At 65.6% G+C, this 18,207-nt stretch carries 17 protein-coding genes; 6 read left to right on the forward strand and 11 right to left on the reverse strand.

From position 1 onward, the window contains the following. Nucleotides 1–87 precede the first annotated feature (87 nt). The gene (locus OKW26_RS03390) at nucleotides 88–1,527 is read left to right on the forward strand and encodes a polyhydroxyalkanoate depolymerase (protein WP_429352679.1); all 1,440 of its coding nucleotides are present in this window, start codon (nucleotides 88–90) and stop codon (nucleotides 1,525–1,527) included. A gap of 37 nt (nucleotides 1,528–1,564) precedes the next feature. Here the strand turns inward: OKW26_RS03390 and OKW26_RS03395 are convergent, their stop codons facing one another. The 5 genes from OKW26_RS03395 to OKW26_RS03415 form a co-directional block, all read right to left on the reverse strand. Beyond that, the gene (locus tag OKW26_RS03395; RefSeq protein ID WP_184037964.1) at nucleotides 1,565–2,176 is read right to left on the reverse strand and encodes a flavin reductase family protein; all 612 of its coding nucleotides are present in this window, start codon (nucleotides 2,174–2,176) and stop codon (nucleotides 1,565–1,567) included. A gap of 110 nt (nucleotides 2,177–2,286) precedes the next feature. Further along, entirely contained in the window at nucleotides 2,287–3,162 is an 876-nt protein-coding gene (locus OKW26_RS03400) for a 3-hydroxyacyl-CoA dehydrogenase family protein (protein WP_260336653.1), read from the reverse strand. Nucleotides 3,163–3,375: 213 nt separating this feature from the next. Beyond that, entirely contained in the window at nucleotides 3,376–3,681 is a 306-nt protein-coding gene (locus OKW26_RS03405; protein WP_429352680.1) for a hypothetical protein, read from the reverse strand. 497 nt (nucleotides 3,682–4,178) lie between these two features. Then, entirely contained in the window at nucleotides 4,179–4,337 is a 159-nt protein-coding gene (locus tag OKW26_RS03410) for a hypothetical protein (protein WP_018424094.1), read from the reverse strand. A 162-nt stretch (nucleotides 4,338–4,499) separates the two neighbouring features. Continuing rightward, on the reverse strand, nucleotides 4,500–5,870 hold the full coding sequence (locus OKW26_RS03415) for a hypothetical protein (protein WP_429352681.1): 1,371 nt from the start codon (nucleotides 5,868–5,870) through the stop codon (nucleotides 4,500–4,502). 374 nt (nucleotides 5,871–6,244) lie between these two features. Here OKW26_RS03415 and OKW26_RS03420 point away from each other — a divergent pair, with 374 nt between their 5' ends. Both OKW26_RS03420 and OKW26_RS03425 read left to right on the forward strand, forming a co-directional pair. Next, complete coding sequence (locus tag OKW26_RS03420; protein WP_429352682.1) at nucleotides 6,245–7,372, forward strand: AGE family epimerase/isomerase; 1,128 nt, start codon at nucleotides 6,245–6,247, stop codon at nucleotides 7,370–7,372. 308 nt (nucleotides 7,373–7,680) lie between these two features. Beyond that, entirely contained in the window at nucleotides 7,681–7,884 is a 204-nt protein-coding gene (locus OKW26_RS03425) for a cold-shock protein (RefSeq protein ID WP_018424088.1), read from the forward strand. A 133-nt stretch (nucleotides 7,885–8,017) separates the two neighbouring features. Here OKW26_RS03425 and OKW26_RS03430 read toward each other — a convergent pair whose 3' ends face one another. Then, the gene (locus OKW26_RS03430) at nucleotides 8,018–9,640 is read right to left on the reverse strand and encodes a methyl-accepting chemotaxis protein (RefSeq protein WP_429352683.1); all 1,623 of its coding nucleotides are present in this window, start codon (nucleotides 9,638–9,640) and stop codon (nucleotides 8,018–8,020) included. A gap of 283 nt (nucleotides 9,641–9,923) precedes the next feature. Between OKW26_RS03430 and OKW26_RS03435 the strand changes: the two genes are divergently transcribed. After that, the gene (locus tag OKW26_RS03435) at nucleotides 9,924–10,358 is read left to right on the forward strand and encodes a PaaI family thioesterase (RefSeq protein ID WP_184037950.1); all 435 of its coding nucleotides are present in this window, start codon (nucleotides 9,924–9,926) and stop codon (nucleotides 10,356–10,358) included. An 87-nt stretch (nucleotides 10,359–10,445) separates the two neighbouring features. On the opposite strand, the gene OKW26_RS03440 is transcribed toward OKW26_RS03435, so the two are convergent. The 4 genes from OKW26_RS03440 to OKW26_RS03455 are packed head-to-tail and all read right to left on the reverse strand — an operon-like array spanning nucleotide 10,446 to nucleotide 14,002. Then, a complete protein-coding gene (locus OKW26_RS03440) occupies nucleotides 10,446–11,294 on the reverse strand; it encodes an ureidoglycolate lyase (protein ID WP_184057599.1) in 849 nt (282 codons plus the stop codon). A 52-nt stretch (nucleotides 11,295–11,346) separates the two neighbouring features. Then, nucleotides 11,347–12,090 carry an SDR family oxidoreductase gene (locus tag OKW26_RS03445; RefSeq protein WP_018424084.1) on the reverse strand — a complete coding sequence of 248 codons (744 nt, stop codon included), beginning with the start codon at nucleotides 12,088–12,090 and terminating at the stop codon, nucleotides 11,347–11,349. A gap of 33 nt (nucleotides 12,091–12,123) precedes the next feature. After that, nucleotides 12,124–12,954, reverse strand: coding sequence for an amidohydrolase family protein (locus OKW26_RS03450; RefSeq protein ID WP_429352684.1), 831 nt, complete (start codon nucleotides 12,952–12,954; stop codon nucleotides 12,124–12,126). Between the two features lie 7 nt (nucleotides 12,955–12,961). Then, the gene (locus OKW26_RS03455; protein ID WP_429333105.1) at nucleotides 12,962–14,002 is read right to left on the reverse strand and encodes an aldo/keto reductase; all 1,041 of its coding nucleotides are present in this window, start codon (nucleotides 14,000–14,002) and stop codon (nucleotides 12,962–12,964) included. Nucleotides 14,003–14,262: 260 nt separating this feature from the next. Here OKW26_RS03455 and OKW26_RS03460 point away from each other — a divergent pair, with 260 nt between their 5' ends. Together OKW26_RS03460 and OKW26_RS03465 are read left to right on the forward strand one after the other, a co-directional pair. Then, nucleotides 14,263–15,048, forward strand: coding sequence for an IclR family transcriptional regulator (locus OKW26_RS03460; protein ID WP_187612443.1), 786 nt, complete (start codon nucleotides 14,263–14,265; stop codon nucleotides 15,046–15,048). A 114-nt stretch (nucleotides 15,049–15,162) separates the two neighbouring features. Then, nucleotides 15,163–15,708, forward strand: coding sequence for a hypothetical protein (locus OKW26_RS03465; RefSeq protein WP_429352685.1), 546 nt, complete (start codon nucleotides 15,163–15,165; stop codon nucleotides 15,706–15,708). A gap of 42 nt (nucleotides 15,709–15,750) precedes the next feature. Here the strand turns inward: OKW26_RS03465 and OKW26_RS03470 are convergent, their stop codons facing one another. After that, nucleotides 15,751–18,186, reverse strand: a complete 2,436-nt coding sequence (locus tag OKW26_RS03470) for a GNAT family N-acetyltransferase (protein WP_429352686.1) — start codon at nucleotides 18,184–18,186, stop codon at nucleotides 15,751–15,753. Nucleotides 18,187–18,207 lie beyond the last annotated feature (21 nt).

Raw genomic sequence — 18,207 nt, forward strand, 5'->3', positions numbered from 1 at the left:
GCGACACAGGGGCAACGCGCGCCGGCGCCTGGCGCACCACTTGCTTTTATTCGAGTTCCTGTCTTTCTGGCGCATTCGAGTGAAAGTATGAATCTGTTCGCCTATCCTGCCTATCAGGCCTGCGCCGACCTGCTGCTACCGCTGCGGCACGGCGCGGCGCTGGCGAACCGTTCGCTCGATGCATGGTCCGCATTCGCCGCTACGCCGCACGGACGCTCGCTGCGCGCGACGTGCGAACTTCTGATGCTCGGCGGACTCACGCCGAAGCGGCCGCCGTTCGGCATCGATAGCGTCGTCACCGAAGGCGAGCCGGTCGCGGTGGTCGAGGAAGTCGTCGCGCGCACGCCGTTCTGCTCGCTGCTGCATTTTCGCAAGGACGCCGTGCTTTCAACGCCGCAGCCGCGCGTGCTGATGATCGCGCCAATGTCGGGCCACTTCGCGACGCTGCTGCGCGCAACCGTGCGCACGATGCTGACCGAGCACGACGTCTATATCACCGACTGGCACAACCCGCGCGACGTGCCGCTCGGCGAAGGCCGCTTCGGCTTCGATGAATTCGTGCGCCACGTGATCGACTTCACCGCGGCGATCGGGTCCGGCACGCATCTGCTCGCGGTCTGTCAACCGACCGTCGCGGCGCTCGCCGCCGTCGCGCTGATGGCCGCCGAGGACCATCCCGCGCAGCCGGCCAGCATGACGCTGATGGCCGGCCCGATCGACACGCGCATCAATCCGACGCGCGTCAACGAACTGGCCAGGAGCCGGCCGATCGAGTGGTTCGAGCGCAATCTGATCAGCGCGGTGCCGTTCGGGTTTGCCGGCGCGCAGCGTCGCGTGTATCCGGGTTTCGTGCAGCTGGCCGCGTTCATGGCGATGAATCCGGGCCGCCACGCCGACTCGTTCGAAACGATGTACTACGAGCGCGGCAAGGGCGATCCGCAGAAAGCCGACACGATTCGCACTTTCTACGAAGAGTACTTCGCGACGATGGATCTGACCGCCGACTTCTATCTGGAGACCGTCGACACCGTGTTCCAGCAGCATGCGCTGCCGTTACGCGCGCTCGAAGTCGAGGGGCGGCTGGTGGAGCCGTCGAAGATTCGCCGCACCGCATTGCTGACCGTGGAAGGTGAAAAGGACGATATCTGCGCGGTCGGTCAGACGCTCGCCGCGCAGGACATGTGCGATCGTCTGCGGCCGTATCTGAAGACGCATCACGTGCAAACGGGCGTCGGCCACTACGGCGTGTTCAGCGGACGTCGCTGGGAGCGGGAGATTTATCCGCGCGTGCGGGCCGTGATTTACGACAATGAACCGCGCGCGGTGCTCGTCAGCTCGCGTGCGCGCCCGATCCAGCCCGTGCCCGCGGCGATTGCGGCGGAAGTCACGGCGGCCGCGCCGGTCGCGGCTGCGGTCGTCGAGGTTGAAGTGGATGCGCCCGTGGGCGGGAGCGGGAGCGGCAACAGTGACTCCGCGGCAAAAACGTCCGCGCAGTCCCCACGCAAGCCGCCGCCGGTGACACCCTGAGCGATCCGCTAATCAGTGGAAGCTGCTGAGGGCGAGTTCAGGCCGTTGGCCGGATCATCTGGAACATCTCGCCGATCTGCGCATAGTCGGCGCGATAACCCGCGCGCATGATCGGCTGCGCGGCGTGCGTGTCGAACAAGCCGTCCTTCAGATACGCGTCGTCGATATGCACGCCGACCACCTGGCCGAGCGACAGATAGTTGTCCATCGGCTTGCCGTCGACATCATGCAGACGCACGATCTGCAGCAGCTTGCATTCGAGCGCCGCCGGCGATTCGGCTACGTGTGGCACCGCCACGTTGCGGCCCGGCGCCGGCGTGAGCCCGGCCAATGCGAACTCGTCGACGTGCGGCGCGACCGGCGCCGACGAGCGGTTCATCTGCTCCGCGAGCGGCCGGGTGGCGAGATTCCAAACGAATTCGCCGGTCGCCTCGATGTTGGCGAGGCTGTCCTTGCGGCCCTCGCTGCTAAAACCGATGATCGGCGGAAAGGTCGCGAACGCGCCGAAAAAGCTGTATGGCGCGAGATTGAGCGTGCCTTCGGCATCGCGCGACGAAATCCAGCCGATCAGCCGCGGCGCGACGATCGCCTTGAAAGGATCGTGCGGCAGGCCGTGACCGGCGGCGGGGTCGTAGAAGTAGTGAGACATGAAGTGGCTTGGGGTTGGCTTGGAGTTGATTTAGGTTCGCTTGCGACGCGTGTGGCAGTTAGCGCGAAAAGCGGCGGAGTACCAGGCACGGAACGGCTATTTATACCGCACTAGCCGCGCCCGATCACGCGCTTGCGCCCTTCCTTTACCCGCGCGATGCGCGCTTCATCCCAGTCATGAAACCCCGCGCCGCTGCGCACGCCGACACGCCCCGCGTCGACCTGCGCGCGCAGCAGATCGATCACGTCCTCGTCTTTCGCGAGTTGCGGCATCAGATGCGACGCGATGTCGACGAACGTGTCGAGTCCGCCCATGTCCGCGCCCTCGAATGGTCCGACGATGCCCCAGCGACGTCCCAGCGAAGCTTTCATCACGCGATCGACGACCTCGGGCGTCGCTGCCCCCGAACGCACGATGTGCAACGCCTCGCGCAGTACCGCGAACTGCAGCCGATTACCGACGAAGCCCGGAATCGCCTTCGCGAGCACGACCGGCTCCATGCCGATCGCGCTCATCAGTCCGGCGGTTTGCCGCACGACTTCGGGCGCGGTCTCGGTGCCCGGCACGACCTCGACGAGCGGAATCATGTGCGGCGGGTTCCAGAAATGCGCGATCACGAAGCGTTCTTTCGCGCGCAGCGGGGTGGCAAGCTGGTCGGGCGGGAAGCCGCTGGTGTTGCTCGCGAGGATCGCATCATCGGCGAGCAGGCTGGTCAGCGTCGCGTAGAGGCGGTGTTTGAGTTCGAGCACTTCGGGAATCGCCTCGATCACGAAGCGCGCTTGCCCGATCGCATCGAGTTGCGCATTGGTTTCGATGCGCGCGAGCGCCGCCTGTTTGGCAGCATCGTCGATACGGCCCGCGTCGATCAGTTCGTCGAGCACGGCTTGCGCTTTCGGCGCGACGCTCGCGAGTCGCGCCGGATCAACGTCGTGAACGATCGTCCGGTATCCATGCAACGCGGCCTGCGTCGCAATGCCGACGCCCATCAGTCCCGTGCCCACCACCCCTATCGCTACATCCTGTGTCGTCTTGTCCACACGCGCTCCCGCTGCCGTCGATGAAAGCCCCGAAGCATAGCGCAGCACGCGCAATACCACGGTCGGACTCGCACGCCCAAATGCGACGAAGCCGGCCTTTCCCTCGAGGGAAGACCGGCTTCGTGGACTCACGCCGCCTGTTGCGACGCGATCAGGCGCGCTTTAGTAGCGCGGGGGCGGGGTGCGGTGATCGTCGCCGCGGTGGTGCGGATCGTAGTCGTGCGGATGACGGCGCATCCACTCGTCGTGCTCCCAGTAGCGGTGGCCGTCCCAGTAACGATCGCCGTGCCAGCCGATGTTGATCGACACGCCCACCGGCATCATATGCGGTTGGCCGTACACGACTGGTGCCGGACCGTGTTCGACGATCACGCGGTCTTGCGCGAATGCGCTACCAGCCGCGACGAGTGCGCCGCCCGCGAGCAGCGTTGCGATCAGCGAGCGCGATGCCTTGCCAAAGTTTTTCATAATGACCTCCCGTCAAAGTTTTATTCCAGGCCAGCGTCCGTGTTTGCTCGGATCGTGCGATTCGCTTCGTTCGCTTCGCTTGTGAGCCGAACCAGACGCCGTACGCTTGAGACTCACTTTAGCGGCCCGGATCGCGTGAAGACGTTAGCACTTGTAAGCGAGCATTTCATAGATGGGGCCTGTTGATGGAAGCGCGGTGTCGCTTTCGCGCTTCATTCAACAAAGGTTTACGGGCAATGCTTTCATTCGACTCGCTGAATCAGCGTGAAAGCTGGTTACATTCATTTCGGCCCCGAAATAATTCGCAAGGAGTCGGACAGACACGGGAGGCCTGGCGCTGATACGTCTGTCTCGTCGCGCAATGGTGCATCGCGACAAGAGAGCCCCGAAAAACAAAAAGCCACGATCCGCATTTCGCGAATAGTGGCTCAATGAGAAGCGCACTCGAGGTGCGCGCCCCGGCGCGTTGTCGCGCGCTCGGGAGGTGCGGCTGGTTTTTAGTCCGTCAGCTTGATGCCGAACAGCGTGGCCTGCGCGCGGCGCAGACGCTCGGCTTCACGGGCACGCGCTGCGTACGAGTAGTCCGAATCCAGCGGCAGATGGGGCGACGCAAAGAGGTCGCTGACCTTTTGGAACAGTGCAAAGATGTAGCTCATGGCGACTCCCGGTTAGTGACTGCGTTGCTAGGGTTTTCCCTTAGTTGTGATTATGGGGTTTTCCCTAGAGAAAAGCTAGTGCACTGCAGCAAATTTTCGCCGCGGCGGGTTGCCGCGATGTCATTGGGCCGGGAGGCGTTGCATCGCGACAACGTCCCCGATTTAGTGACTCGGCGGGCGCCGGTGCGAAGCGCGAGCGTGCCTCGCGCGCGTCGGCGTCGCGCTGGGCTGTAGGGGCGCTGCGGTGGGGGTCGTGGCGGCGGGCGCCGATGCGGCGTTCGCTGTCGCCGCATGCGCGTCGAGCAGGCTCACCATCGCCGCTTGCTGGTTCTGCATCATCTGTTCGATGCGGTGTTGCTGCGCCGTCGTCTCGCGCGTGAGGCGCATCAGCAGCAGCGTCTGCGCGATGCCGATCGCCACCGTCACCAGCAGCGCACCGACCACGATCGACAGCATCCATTTCACGCGCCGCGAATGATCGGTCGCAGCGCGGCGTTGATCGGCGATCACGCCATAGAGCGCATCGACCGTATCGGCGAACGCGGTGGCGCGCGCGCGGTCGAGTTCCGGCTCCGAGCGTAGCGCGGCGGCGGCCGCGTCGGTGCGGCGCGCGTCACGCGAGGAAGTGGCGAATCCGGCGTGGTTGTCTGCGGACGAGGACCGGGGTGTCGTCAACTGCGCGGTGGCGGAGAGCTTGTCGTCCTGTTTCGTGGTCAAGGCCTCTGGCGAGGCGGATTGGGTACGCGTCGCGGGCTCGTCGGCGGACTGGCTCATGCTACTGCCGTCGGTCGCAGCGGACGTTGCAAGCGAAGCCGGGGCGGTAGCAACTGCGGCATCGCGCGATGCCGTCGCGGCTTTCGCGAACGTCGCGGCGAAACGCTGCTGTGGCTTGCCCGCGCCCGCCGTCGCAGCCGACTCCGCTTCGGCCGCCTGGCGCAACGCGGTCACGCTGCGCGCGACGGTCGCGGCGGCCATCGCCGAGCTGGGCGGCGCGGATGGCTCACGCGACGTTGCCGCGGGCTTGTCGTCGGTGTTTGCTGCGGCGTTCGGCGCTGAGCCGTCGGGGGCGCCGTTCGCGGGCTCGTTCGCGGGCTCGTTTGCGGGCTTGTTTGCAGACGCATCCGCAACCGCCATCACCGGCTCGACGTCAAACCCGCTCAACTGCCCGTTCACCGGCATCGGCGCATCCAGCTTCGCCGCACGCGGTGCGCGGCGCGCAGTTTTGTCGAGCGACCCGTGTTCATCGAATACGCCGACCGCCTGCAGCACCACGTCCGGCAGTTCGAAGCCGTGCAGCGTGCCTTGGCGGACGTCGATATTCATCGCCTCGAGCGTCGCGCGGGTCGGATCGTCGGGGAACAGGTCGAGCGTGCTGTCGTCGCGCGCGACGCCGCTCAGTTGCGCGAGGCGTTGCGCCGAGCGCGCCGCGCGCGCCAGCTTGTTTTCGGTTTCGGTGGAGACGGCGCCCTGGCGCTGCTTCTTCGAAGCGACGCGCGGGGGCATGGACTGCGGGGATGCTACGGAATCTGCCATAGAGGAAAAAGCGGTCGTCGCCAGGAACGGGGCGCCGGATGCCGCTTGTCATTGCCATTGGAATATTTAGAGCCAGCATTGTCGCATGGCGCTCCGCCCGTGCCGAAGCCATTCCCCGTCGATTTGCGCCCTTTCGCGCGCCTCGCGCCTTTCACGACCTCGCGTCGTCGCCCTGGAATTCCCGCACGCCGTGCAATTGCCGAAGGCGAGCGCAGCGTCGAGCATTTCGGATGCTTGACCCAAGCTGTCAGCGCGAGGCGTTTGCTTTATGCTAGGCCGCACACCGCAGCAGTCTCGGCGAGCCGAATCCTGAACCGCCGCCCTGAACGCTGCCTCGACACACTGCGCACGTTGCGCGCCCGAACCAACCGACGATGCCAAGCATGCCCCCTCCCCCTGCTTCGACGACCACCGCCGTGACCGCGCTGCGCGAGCACTTCGCGAACGTGGTGCTGCCGATGTGGCGCGGGCCCGGCTTCAATCACGCGTTGCAGCTGCCCTACGAAGCGCTCGACGCCACCGGAGGCGAGCCGCTGCCCGCGCAACGCTATCGGGCGATGGCATGCGCGCGGCAGCTGTTCACGTTTGCACAAGCGGGCGACATGGAACACGCGCGCGTGCTGTTCGATTCGCTGACCCGCACCTTTCGCGACGCCGATCACGGCGGATGGTTCTACAGCGTCGACGCGCTCGGCCTGCCGCTCGACACCACCAAGGACCTCTACACGCACGCGTTCGTCGTGTTCGCGTGCGCGGAATACGCGCGGCGCTCCGACAACCTCGATGCGCTCAAGCTCGTGCACAACACGACCGCGCTGATCCAGTCGAACTTCGCGGCCGACGGCGATCTGTTCAACGCCGCGCTCAACGTCGACTTTTCGAAGGTCACCGCCACGCCGTTGCAGAATCCGCTGATGCACCTGACCGAAGCGTGGCTCGCCGCCTGCGAGGCGACGCGCGACAACGTCTTCGGCGCCGCGTTGCGCCGCCTCGCTGGCGCGGTCGCGCGACACTTCGTGCATGCGCCGAGCGGCTGTATCGCCGAATTGCCGATCGGCGCGAGCGGCAACCGTCTGGAGCCGGGACATCAGTTCGAGTGGTATTGGCTGGTCAGGCAGGCGGGCGCGCTGTTCGACGGCACGGGGCTAACCGACGCGCTGGCGCGCGCCTTCACCTTCGCGCAGCAGCATGGCGTGGACCCGGACAACGGCGGCGTGTGCGCATCGCTCGACGAGGCTGGCAAGGTCAGCGACGCGACCCAGCGGATCTGGGGGCAGACGGAATATCTGCGCGCGCTCGCCAGTCACGACGATCCGGCCGTGCGCGCGGCGCTGCCGCAACAGATCGCACGTTTTCAGCGATGCTTTTTGCATGAACACGGTTGGTTCGAATGCAAGACATCGAGCGGCGAAATTGCACGTACGGACATGCCGTCAACGACGCCTTATCATCTGGCCACCGCCTACGCGGCGCTGCCTGTGGACGCCGAATTTCGAGCGTGAACTTAGCCGAATTTGGCCAGTGATAGATGAAGTTCCACGCTTGATCGCCTCAATAAAGTGCGGCACGCACGGACGAATGTCCGCCGCCGGGTCGCGAGAGAAATTTGATGTTGGTGGTAAACCCTGGCGCAAAAAAGTTCTCGTCAGACGTTCTCAAAGCGCGAAAAAACATCAAAACCGGGGAATACCCGGACGCAGGTTGATTGGCGTCTGTCATAAAGACGTGATACAACTCTCCCCTCGCGCTCGCTCTCGCATTGGAGCGATTGCGGTCGCGATGCAATACACAACATTTATTTGGATCAAAAATGGCAACAGGTACTGTTAAGTGGTTTAACGATGCAAAGGGCTTTGGCTTCATCACCCCGGACGACGGCGGCGAAGACCTGTTTGCACACTTCTCGGAAATCCAGTCTTCGGGCTTCAAGTCCTTGCAGGAAAACCAGAAAGTGTCGTTCGAAGTCAAGCAAGGCCCGAAGGGCAAGCAGGCTGCAAACATCCAGCCGGTCTAAGTTCCTTCGGGTACTTTGAGACAGACTTGGACGTCACGATAGGCGCCTCTACAGGCGCTTGCGTCTAATGCAAAATGGCTCGCTTTACGCGGGCCATTTTCTATTTCTGCGTCCGTTTTCAAGCGTCGCCGCTTTAAAGCGCATGCATTCCGGTTAATGCGAATTCTGCGTTTGCGACGGACATTGCTCCGCGCTGTTGCGTACGCAACACACTTTCAGAAATTTCGAACACGGAAACGGCCTGTTTCAATTGCTCGGTTTGCTGATGCAGCGAAGCCGCCGCCGCCGCGGCCTGCTCGACGAGCGCCGCGTTCTGCTGCGTCATCTCGTCCATCTGCACGACCGCCTGATTCACCTGCTCGATGCCGGTGCTCTGCTCGAGCGACGACGCGCTGATTTCGGCCATCATCTGCGTGACGCGCGAGATCGACGCCGACACATGACTCATCGCTTCGCCGGCGCGCTCGACGAGCGTCGAGCCGCCCTGAATCTCCGCGACCGATTCGCTGATCAGCGTCTTGATTTCCTTCGCCGACTGCGCGCTGCGTTGCGCGAGGCCGCGCACTTCGCCGGCTACGACCGCGAAGCCGCGGCCCTGCTCGCCCGCGCGCGCCGCCTCGACGGCGGCATTCAGCGCGAGGATGTTGGTTTGGAACGCGATGCCGTCGATCACAGAGATGATCTCGGCGATCTTGTCCGAGCTCTGCGCGATGCCGCGCATCTTGTCGACCACCTGATTGACGACTTCGCTGCCGCGCGACGTCGCGTCAAGCGCGGTCTCGGCGAGCGCATTGGCTTCGCGCGCATGATCGGCGTTCTGGCGCACGGTCGCTGTGAGTTCCTCCATGCTCGATGCCGTTTCCTCGAGCGATGCTGCCTGGTTTTCGGTGCGCGCCGACAGATCGGCGTTGCCGGTCGCGATTTCGTTGGCGCCAAGATGGATCGAGTCGGCCGACTCGCGCACGCTCTTGACGGTGCGTGCAACGCTTGCCTGCATCGTCGCGAGGCCCGAGAACAGACGGCCGATTTCGTTGCTGCCGCGTGCGGCGATCGGTTGATCGAGACGGCCTTGGGCGATGCGCTCGAAGTGGCGGCCCGCTTCCTCGAGCGGTGCCACGACGCCGCGGCGCAGCGCCGTATAGACGGCGAGCGTGCCGGCGACGAGCACGAGCAAAATCACCACGCTGACGATGCGAAACGCCGCCACGCGCGCATCGATCGAATCGAGCGACGCGCGGCTCGCGGCGTCGCCGAATTGCCCAAAGTTGTGCACTTCCGCCAGATAAGCGTCCTGAAACGACTGCGTCGGCTGATCGAGGAAGGCCTGGATGTTGTCCGAGTCGAGATACTGCGCGAGCTCCGCGAGCGCGCCATGCAGCGTCTTGTAGCGTTCGGCGAGCGCGGCGGCGCGCGCGCTGTTTTCGTCGCTGGTCTTCTGCGCGCTCATGAAGGCCGCGAAAGACTGATCGGCGGCGGCGAGCTGTTCGCGAGCGTGCTGCACGATGTCCGTGGGCTCGGTGCCCCCGCGCACCATGCGCGTGCCGGCACGCGACAGGTTGATGCGCGCGTCCATCAGGCGCTGCGTCGTCTGGTTGACCGCGTCGACCTGCTTCAGCGCGATGTTCGACAGATCGCCGACGTCGTCGTGCGTGCGCGTCAGTGACCAGAAGCCCAACCCTACCGTGACGAGCTGGAAGACGCAGAACGCGGCCAGAACACATAGCAGGCCGGATGCGACCTTGATCTTGCTGAACATCGTGGACACCTGGGAACAAAGGATAACGGAGGTAAATCAGGGTTAACGGCAGGCCGATTGGCGGCTTGAGGCCAATTCCCGCAAAAAACGCTCTACGTGCAGGTTTCATCGTCGATCGTCGCGATTGCGGTTGCTTTGCGCAACAATGCGCCGCTGGTCGCGACGAATCACCTTGCGCAGCGCAGCGGCACTTCCTAGAGTGGGTAGGGACCGCATGGCACGCGCCGCGCGGATGTTTTGTTGCACCGATGCACTACCCAGACCCCTGCACGAAGGAACCACGATGACCGACCTACTCGACCGGGCGCGCGGCGCACTGCACGCCCAGCCGTTCAGCATGCTGCTAGGCGCGGAGCTGATGCACGCCGGCAGCGACGAGCTCACCCTATGTCTGCCGATTCGGGATGAACTGCGGCAGCAGCATGGCTTCGTACATGGCGGCGTCATCAGCTATCTCGCCGACAATGCGTTGACGTTCGCTGGCGCGCTGTCGCTGGGTCCGAGAGTCGTGACCGGTGAGTACAAGATCAATTATCTGCGCCCGGCAGTGAAGGGCACGCTGATCGCGCGCGCCAGTGTGGTCTATGCGGGCAGGCATCAGGCGACCTGCCAGTGCAGCGTGTTCGTGATGGAGGGGAATCGCGAGAAGCTAGTGGCGGTTGCGCAGGGGACCGTGAATCGGATTGGAGAGGACGGGGAGCAAGAGGCGGGGGCTTAAAGCCGGGACGCCATGAAAAAAGCCGCTCCTGCGCAAAACAGGAACGGCCTTTCATTTCACAGCGATATGACGGAAAGAGAAAGCGCGTTACTCCGCCGCGTAAGTCTTCTGCGTCTGCTCGCCCAGCCCTTCGATACCCAGACGCACCGTCTGCCCCGCCTTCAGAAACACCGGGTTCGGCTTCACACCCATGCCCACGCCGGGCGGCGTGCCGGTCGAGATAACGTCGCCCGGCTGCAGGCTCATGCACTGCGACACATACGACACCAGCTTCGCGACACTGAAGATCATCGTCTTCGTGCTGCCGTTCTGGTAGCGATGGCCGTCCACTTCGAGCCACAGGCTCAGGTTCTGGGGATCGGCGACTTCGTCGCGCGTGACGACCCACGGGCCGATCGGGCCGAACGTGTCGAAGCCCTTGCCCTTGTCCCACGTGCCGCCGCGCTCGATTTGCCATTCGCGCTCCGACACGTCGTTGACGACGCAGTAGCCGGCCACATGCTCGAGCGCGTTTGCTTCGTCGACATACTTCGCCGCCTTGCCGATCACGACGCCGAGTTCCACTTCCCAGTCGGTCTTCTTCGAACCGCGCGGGATTTCGATGTCGTCGTTCGGGCCGCTGATCGCGCTCGTCCACTTGTTGAAGATGACCGGTTCCGCCGGTACCGGCAGATTCGATTCCGCCGCGTGATCCGCATAGTTCAGGCCGATGCAGATGAACTTGCCGATCTTGCCGACGCACGGTCCAACGCGCGGATTACCTTCGACGACCGGGAGCGTTGCCGGATCGAGCGCGCGCAGTTTCGCGAGACTTTCATCGCCGAGCCCAGCGCCGTCGATATCGCCCACCACCTTCGACAAATCGCGAATCTTGCCTTGCGCGTCGAGCAGGCCCGGCTTTTCCTGGCCTTTCGGCCCATAACGAAGCAGTTTCATCGTTGCACTTCCCTTTACGTTCAGTAGTGTTCGGTTCGTCAGTCAATCAGAATCAGTTCGACCATCCGCCGTCGATTACATGGAGTTGGCCCGTCGTGAACGACGACTCGTCGGACGCGAGATACAGCGCGAGCGCGGCGATCTCCTCCGGCTTGCCGATGCGGCCCATCGGCTGACGCGCGACGAAGGCGGCCTGCACCGCATCGAGCGACGCGCCCTGCGCCTGAGCCTGCGCGGCGATTCGCTGTTCGAGCGACGGCGAGGACACCGTGCCCGGGCAAATCGCGTTACAGCGTACACCACGCGTGACGAAATCCGCAGCGACGGACTTCGTCAGCCCGACCACCGCGGCCTTCGACGCGCCGTACGCGAAGCGATTCGGCACGCCCTTCACGCTCGACGCCGCCGACGACATGTTGATGATCGAGCCGCCGCCCTTCTCCAGCATGGCCGGCAAGAACGCGCGAATCATACGGTACATGGCCTTCGCGTTGAGGTCGAACGCGAAATCCCAGTCCTCCTCGCTGCATTCGAGGATATTGCCCGAGTGTACGAAGCCCGCGCAGTTGAACAGCACGTCGATCGTGCCGACTTCCGCGGCGAGCGCCTTGATCGCCGCGCCATCGAGCACGTCGAGCTTGCGCGCCTCGACCGGCTTGCCGGCGAGTCCGTCGATGCGGATATCGGTGGCGATCACGCGCGCGCCTTCGCGCGCGAACAGTTCGGCGGTGGCGAGACCGATACCTTGTCCCGCTGCGGTGATCAGGGCCGTTTTGCCGGCCAGTCTTTGTGTCATCTACGACTCCAGTTGAATGGGCTGCTAACGAAATCAAAGCCGATAAAACGCGGCGGCGTTCTCGCCGAACACGGCGTCGCGCTCGGCGTCGCTCAACGACGCGACGAGCGTGGTCGCCACCGAATGCCAGAGCAAATAGTCGCCGTTCAGTTCGAGCACCGGCCAGTCGCTGCCCCACATCAGCCGCGCGGGACCGAACGTGTTCAGCAGATGCTCGACGTAGGGTCGCAGCGTGTCCTCGGTCCAGCCGGGCGAGGCCTCGGTCGCGAGACCCGACAGCTTGCAGTGCACCTGCGGCAGCGCGGCGAGCCGCGTGATCGCGTCGCGCCATACCGGGTAGCCCGCCTGGCCGTAGCGGATCGGCGGCTTCGCGCCATGATCGACCACCATGCGCAGCGCCGGAAAACGCTGCACGAAGATCTCGACGTATTGCACGTGACGCGCGTAGATCAGCGCATCGAACGCGAGATCGTGCGCGATCAGCGCCTCGATCGCCGGCGCGAGATCGGGGTTCGCGATCCAGCCGTCGTCGGGCAGATCCTGAAGCATCGGCCGCACGCCCTTGAACTTCGGCTCGCGCGCGAGCACCTCGATCAGATCGGGCGCGTTCGGCAACAACAGCGGCACCCAGCCGACCACGCCCGCGATCGACGGCTCGTGACGCGCGATGTCGAGCAGGTAGCGGGTTTCGTCGAGCGTCGGCGCGGCCTGCACGACCACGGTCCGCTCGATGCCGGCCTGTTCGCGCAACGGCTTCAGATCATCAGGCCCGAACGGCCGGTAGAGGATTTTCAGCTCCGGCGTCAGCCACTCGTAGTCACCCCGCGCGGGGTCCCAGTAGTGCTGGTGAGCGTCGATCGGCATGGTCGGATCAGTCCTCGGGGGCGGGCGCACGGGGGTCGAGCAGGCCCGCGTCGCGCAATGCGGACCACAAGGCCGCGGGGATCGGCAGCTCGAACGACGCGACGTTCTCGCGCAATTCGTCGGCGCTACGCGCGCCGGTCAGCACGGTGGCGACCGCCGGGTGCGCATACGGAAACTGCAACGCGGCGGCGGCGAGCGGCACGTCATGCGCGCGGCATACCGCCTCCAGACGCGCGACGCGCTCGATCACCTCGGGCGGCGCGGCGCCGTAATTGAACTTCAGATCGCCTTCGACGCCCCGCGCCAGAATGCCCGAATTGAACGCGCCGCCGAGCAGGATGCTGACGCCGCGCGCCTCGCAGGCGGGCAGCAGGTCGTCGAGGGTGGTCTGCTCGAGCAGCGTATAACGGCCCGCGAGCAACGCGCAATCGATATCGCACTCGGCCATCGCGTCGAGGATCACCGCGCCCTCGTTGACGCCGAGGCCGAGCGCCTTGATTGCGCCCGTCGAGCGCAGGCGCTCGAGCGCACGGAAGCCGCCCCCTTCGGTCAGTTGCCGCCAGTAGTGCGGATGCTGGTCGCCGTGCGTGACGCGACCGATGTCATGCACGAGCAGGACGTCGATATCGATGATGCCGAGGCGCTGCTGGCTGTCCTCGAACGAACGCAGAATGCCGTCGTGCGTGTAGTCGTAGATCGCTTCGAACGGCAGCGGATTCTGCCAGCCTTCGCGGTCGTCGAACGGTGACGTGCGCGGCACGAAGCGGCGGCCGACCTTGGTCGACAGCACATACTCGCCGCGCGGATAGTGGCGCAGCGCGGCGCCGAGCCGATGCTCGGCCTTGGTGTTGCCGTAATGCGGCGCGGTGTCGAAGTAGCGCACACCCGCGTCCCAGGCGGCGGCGATCGTCGCTTGGGCCTCCTCGTCGGACAGGTCGCGGTACAGGCCGCCGAGCGGCGCCGTGCCGAGCCCCAGTCCGCTCACCTGCAACGAGCCGCGGCCGATACGGCGCCGCTGCCCGATTTTCGATACGATCGATGCCGACATGAGCGTGTCTCCAGATTTGTGGTCTTTTTACCATGCGGCGGCGAGGGCGCGGCGGTCACACTCCGCGCACCGCTTGGGAAGTGCATTCATTCACCAATGAACGTATTATTCATATTCGAATTTTTCCAAGTCAAGAAAACTACGCGGCGCGGATGCCTGGGTTTTCCCTGGACATAGGCCATCCAGTTCGCGAAATGCTACGCACTCGCCCGCGCACACCAGATAATCAGAACTCCACACGGAATTCCCGGACCCTCACGATGGACGCCGAAGACAAGGACGACGACCGCTATCGCGCCCCCGCGCTGGATAAAGGCCTCGACATTCTCGAGCTACTGTCCGAGCAGAAGGAAGGACTCACGCGCGCCGAAATCACGCGGCAGTTGGGCCGCAACGCGAGCGAGATGTACCGGATGCTCGAACGCCTCGTCGCGCGCCAATATGTGGTGCGCTCGGCGGCTGGCGACCGCTACTCGCTGAGCCTGAAGCTGTTCGCGCTCGCGCACCGTCATCCGCCAATGAACCGGCTGATCGCAGAAGCGCTGCCGCTGATGCAGCGTTTCGCCGACGCGGCCGAGCAGTCTTGCCACCTCGTCGTCTACGACCGCGGCAACCTGCTGGTGATTGCGCAAGTCGACGGACCGGGCACATGGGGCATGTCAGTGCGGCTCGGTTCGCGGGTCGGCCTGATCGACACCGGTTCGGGGCGCGTGATGCTCGCGTTCCAGAGCGTCGAGCAGCGCCAGCAGATGCTGGCGGAGCACACGAAGGTGAAGGGCGAAGTGACGCTCGATCTCGCCGCGCTGGAGGAAGCCTGCGAGCGCATCCGCGCGGCGGGCTTCTGGCAGAAGGACAGCCAGCAGACCTTCGGCGTCACCGACGTGACGTTCCCGATACTCGCGCCGTCGGGACAGGCGAGCGCGGTGCTGACCTGCCCGTATCTGCGGCGGATCGACGAATACGTCGCGCCGACGCTCGAAGCGGCCACCACGCTGCTGCGCGACACGGTGCAGGCGCTGTCGATGTTCCGCGAGCAGGCCGCGTGATCGGTAAGTTGCGCGGTAAGTTCCGCGGCGGCGCGCACGCGCACATGGTTTAGAATGGCGGCCCTTCCAAAATAACGCCGCATGACGGGCTCATGCGCGCGCATCGATTGAGCAATGGCCAAACTTCTGACCGATTCCGAATTCCAGCGTTTTTCCGAACTCCAGCAGAAGCAGTCGAGCTTCACGATCACCGCCGAAGAAGCCGACGAACTGCGCGACATCGTCGCCCACGCGCAGAAGCGCCGCGACGACCGCGCCGCCGCGATGCAAAGCATCGAGACCTTCATCCAGCAGTTCCACATCACGCCCGACGAGCTGTTTTCGCCCGAGCAGATCGGCGAAGCGGCGCGCACCTACGGCCTGATTCCGGCCGTGCGCAAGGAGCGCGTGCTGCCGCCGTCGCTGACGTTCAACGGCAAGCCGTACCAATGGACCGCCCGTGCGCTGCCCGACGAAATTCGCGTGCCGCTGTTCGACGCGTTCACGGGCGGTGAGTCGGTGAAAGCGTTCATTTCGACGCTGAAGGACGCGAACCGCTGCGCCGCGACGATCGCGCGGCTCGAACGCGAAACCGGCGCCGTGTATGCGCAGGCATGGCTCGACGAGCTGTCGGTCACGCGCGCGCAGGTCGATGAGGCGGCACAGAAGCTGGCGGCGTGAGGCGGTGAAGCCATGCGTTGAGCGGCTCGCGACGTCAGCCGCTCAACGCGCCGGCTGGTTCTGCGCGGCGGACTTCGGGTCCGCCCCCGCCGTTTCGTCGAGCGCCATCCGCAAGCCGACCACACCGGGGTCATCGGTCCGCGTGATCGTGAAGCCGCTGGCCTTCGCGAGCGCGATCATCGCGGTGTTCTCGCGCAACGCTTCACCGATCAGCCAGTGCGTGTCGCGCGCCCGCGCGTACGCGATGATCCGCTGCATCAGCAACTGGCCGAGGCGCCGCCCTTTCTGATCCGAGCGCACGGTCACCGCGAATTCGGCCGTCTCGTTGTCGGGATCGGCCACCGCACGCACCACGCCGAGCGTCTGCGCGACGCCGTCTTCGTTGTCGACCGTCGCGATCAGCGCCATTTCCCGGTCGTAGTCGATCTGCGTCATGCGCGCGAGTTGCGAGTGGTCGAACGCGCCGACTGAAGCGAAAAAACGCAGCCGCAAATCTTCCGGCGTCATCGCCTGCACGAACTCGCGATGCGCGTTTTCGTCTTCGGGGCGAATCGGCCGCACCGTTACACGCATCCCCTGCCAGTCGATCGTTTCCTCGAAGCGGCGCGGATACGGCACGATCGCGAGACGGCTGCGCTGCGCGCCGAGCCGCAACACGGGATCGACCACCGTCACGCGGTCCCGGTAGACCCTGAGCTTCAACGACAGGCCGACGATCTCGCGCACGTCGCAAACCGCTTGCGACACCGCCGTCAACGCCGCGAGCGTCGGCTCCGGCGCGACCAGCCTCGCGTAGTGCGAACGCGTGACGATGTCGCGCGCGAGCATCGGATTGAGCGGCGGCAGGCCGTACACGTGCAACCCGCTGGAAACGCCGTCGATCGGCGGTGCGGCGAAGCGGAACACGGGGCCGAAGTTGTCGTCGTCGTGCAGTTCGACGGCGACGTCGACGATGGGTTTTGCGGCGCCGTCGGCATCGGCGCCCGACGCGTGGGCGCCCCCTCCTTGCGCACCCTCCACCCGCAACCCGAACCGCGACAGAAACCGCGCCGCCGCCGCCCCGGCCAGCTCGCTCGCGCCCGCCGCCACCGCTTCGCGAGCCTGCGCCTGGGCGGCGTCGATCGACTCGGGAATCTGCGCAGGCAGGCCTTCCGGCGTTTGCATCAGCAGTTCGCGGCCCAGCCGGTAATCGACCAGACGGGCGAAGGCGCGCGCGAGCCGCTGCGGCGTCGTGTGCACCGGGATGCCCTGCGCATGCAGCGCGTCGCGCCTCGTCGCATCGACACCGCCGAAAAAGCACGCGAGCAGCCCGCGATACGCAAAGCGCTGATGCTCGATCAGCGCCTGCGCGACGTCGTCGACGGGCGCGCCATGCGTCGATGCGTGCACCACGACGGCAGTGCCGGTCTCGCGATACTCGCCGAGCAGCTTCAGCGCGGTGCCGAAGTGCTCAGGACGCGCGCCGTCGCCGAGCAGCAGCGGATTGCCGCCGACCGCGAGCGGCAGCGCCTCGCGCAGCGCGTCCGACGCCGCGGCCGGCCACGGCGCGAGCAGGCCGCCGGCGGCGGTGAACGCGTCGCGCGCGAGCGTCGCGAGACCGCGGTCGCTAGTGATCAGCGTGGCGGTGGCGCCCGCCGCCACGCGGCCGACGCCGAGCGTTTCGATTTCGTCGAGCAGATCGTCGAGCGCGTCGACGCGCACGAGGCCCGCGCGCCGGAACGCCGCTGTGTAGAGACCGTCGGCGGGATCGTCGCGGCCGGAGCGCAGCGCGAGCACCGGCTTGTTGCGCGCCGCCGCGCGCGCGGCCGACATGAACTTGCGCGCCGCCCGCACGCTGTCGAGTTCGAGCAGGATCGCGCGGGTGCCGGGGTCGCTCGCGAGGTAATCGAGCACGTCGCCGGCATCGACGTCGGCCTCCGCTCCGAGCGCCACCGCGTGCGAAAAACCGAGCCCGCGCGCTCGTGCCCAGCCGAGCACTGCGTTGGTCAGCGCATTCGACTGCGACACCCACGCGACGCCGCCCGCCTTGACCATGCACGACGGCGCGCCCAGATGCGCGCCGAGCGCCGGCGACACCACGCCGAGACTGCCGGGTCCGACGATGCGCAACAGATGCGGCCGCGCCGCCGACAGCGCGTGCCGCAGTTCGAGCCGGTCTTCATCGCTGCGCACCTCGCCGACGATGATTACGGCGCGCGTGCCCATGCCACCGAGCTTATGGATCAGCGAGGGCCACGTCGCGGGCGGCGTGCAGATCACCGCGACGGTGGGCGCCTGCGGCAGATCGCCGACGTCGGCAATCACCGGATGGACGCCGAGCGTCGCGTGCTTCGGATTGACCGGCCACAGCGGGCCGTCGAAGCCGCCTTCCAGCACACGCGCCCAGACCATCGCGCCGGTGCTGCCCGGCCGCTCGGACGCGCCGATCACGGCGACGGATTTCGGGCGAAACAAGGCGTCGAGGTTGCGAACGGTCACGGGCGCTCCATGCGGTTGGAC

The sequence above is a fragment of the Paraburkholderia sp. 32 genome (genome assembly GCF_050435345.1).
GTDB classification, from domain to species: Bacteria; Pseudomonadota; Gammaproteobacteria; order Burkholderiales; family Burkholderiaceae; genus Paraburkholderia; species Paraburkholderia tuberum.

Bases quoted from the DNA above. Each gene is read 5' to 3' on its own strand.
- OKW26_RS03430 (WP_429352683.1), bottom strand. From the start codon at position 9,640: ATGTTCAGCAAGATCAAGGTCGCATCCGGCCTGCTATGTGTTCTGGCC.
- OKW26_RS03425 (WP_018424088.1), top strand. From the start codon at position 7,681: ATGGCAACAGGTACTGTTAAGTGGTTTAACGATGCAAAGGGCTTTGGC.
- OKW26_RS03415 (WP_429352681.1), bottom strand. From the start codon at position 5,870: ATGGCAGATTCCGTAGCATCCCCGCAGTCCATGCCCCCGCGCGTCGCT.
- OKW26_RS03465 (WP_429352685.1), top strand. From the start codon at position 15,163: ATGGCCAAACTTCTGACCGATTCCGAATTCCAGCGTTTTTCCGAACTC.
- OKW26_RS03455 (WP_429333105.1), bottom strand. From the start codon at position 14,002: ATGTCGGCATCGATCGTATCGAAAATCGGGCAGCGGCGCCGTATCGGC.
- OKW26_RS03440 (WP_184057599.1), bottom strand. From the start codon at position 11,294: ATGAAACTGCTTCGTTATGGGCCGAAAGGCCAGGAAAAGCCGGGCCTG.
- OKW26_RS03420 (WP_429352682.1), top strand. From the start codon at position 6,245: ATGCCAAGCATGCCCCCTCCCCCTGCTTCGACGACCACCGCCGTGACC.
- OKW26_RS03395 (WP_184037964.1), bottom strand. From the start codon at position 2,176: ATGTCTCACTACTTCTACGACCCCGCCGCCGGTCACGGCCTGCCGCAC.
- OKW26_RS03450 (WP_429352684.1), bottom strand. From the start codon at position 12,954: ATGCCGATCGACGCTCACCAGCACTACTGGGACCCCGCGCGGGGTGAC.
- OKW26_RS03400 (WP_260336653.1), bottom strand. From the start codon at position 3,162: ATGGGCGTCGGCATTGCGACGCAGGCCGCGTTGCATGGATACCGGACG.
- OKW26_RS03405 (WP_429352680.1), bottom strand. From the start codon at position 3,681: ATGAAAAACTTTGGCAAGGCATCGCGCTCGCTGATCGCAACGCTGCTC.
- OKW26_RS03445 (WP_018424084.1), bottom strand. From the start codon at position 12,090: ATGACACAAAGACTGGCCGGCAAAACGGCCCTGATCACCGCAGCGGGA.
- OKW26_RS03410 (WP_018424094.1), bottom strand. From the start codon at position 4,337: ATGAGCTACATCTTTGCACTGTTCCAAAAGGTCAGCGACCTCTTTGCG.
- OKW26_RS03435 (WP_184037950.1), top strand. From the start codon at position 9,924: ATGACCGACCTACTCGACCGGGCGCGCGGCGCACTGCACGCCCAGCCG.
- OKW26_RS03460 (WP_187612443.1), top strand. From the start codon at position 14,263: ATGGACGCCGAAGACAAGGACGACGACCGCTATCGCGCCCCCGCGCTG.
- OKW26_RS03390 (WP_429352679.1), top strand. From the start codon at position 88: ATGAATCTGTTCGCCTATCCTGCCTATCAGGCCTGCGCCGACCTGCTG.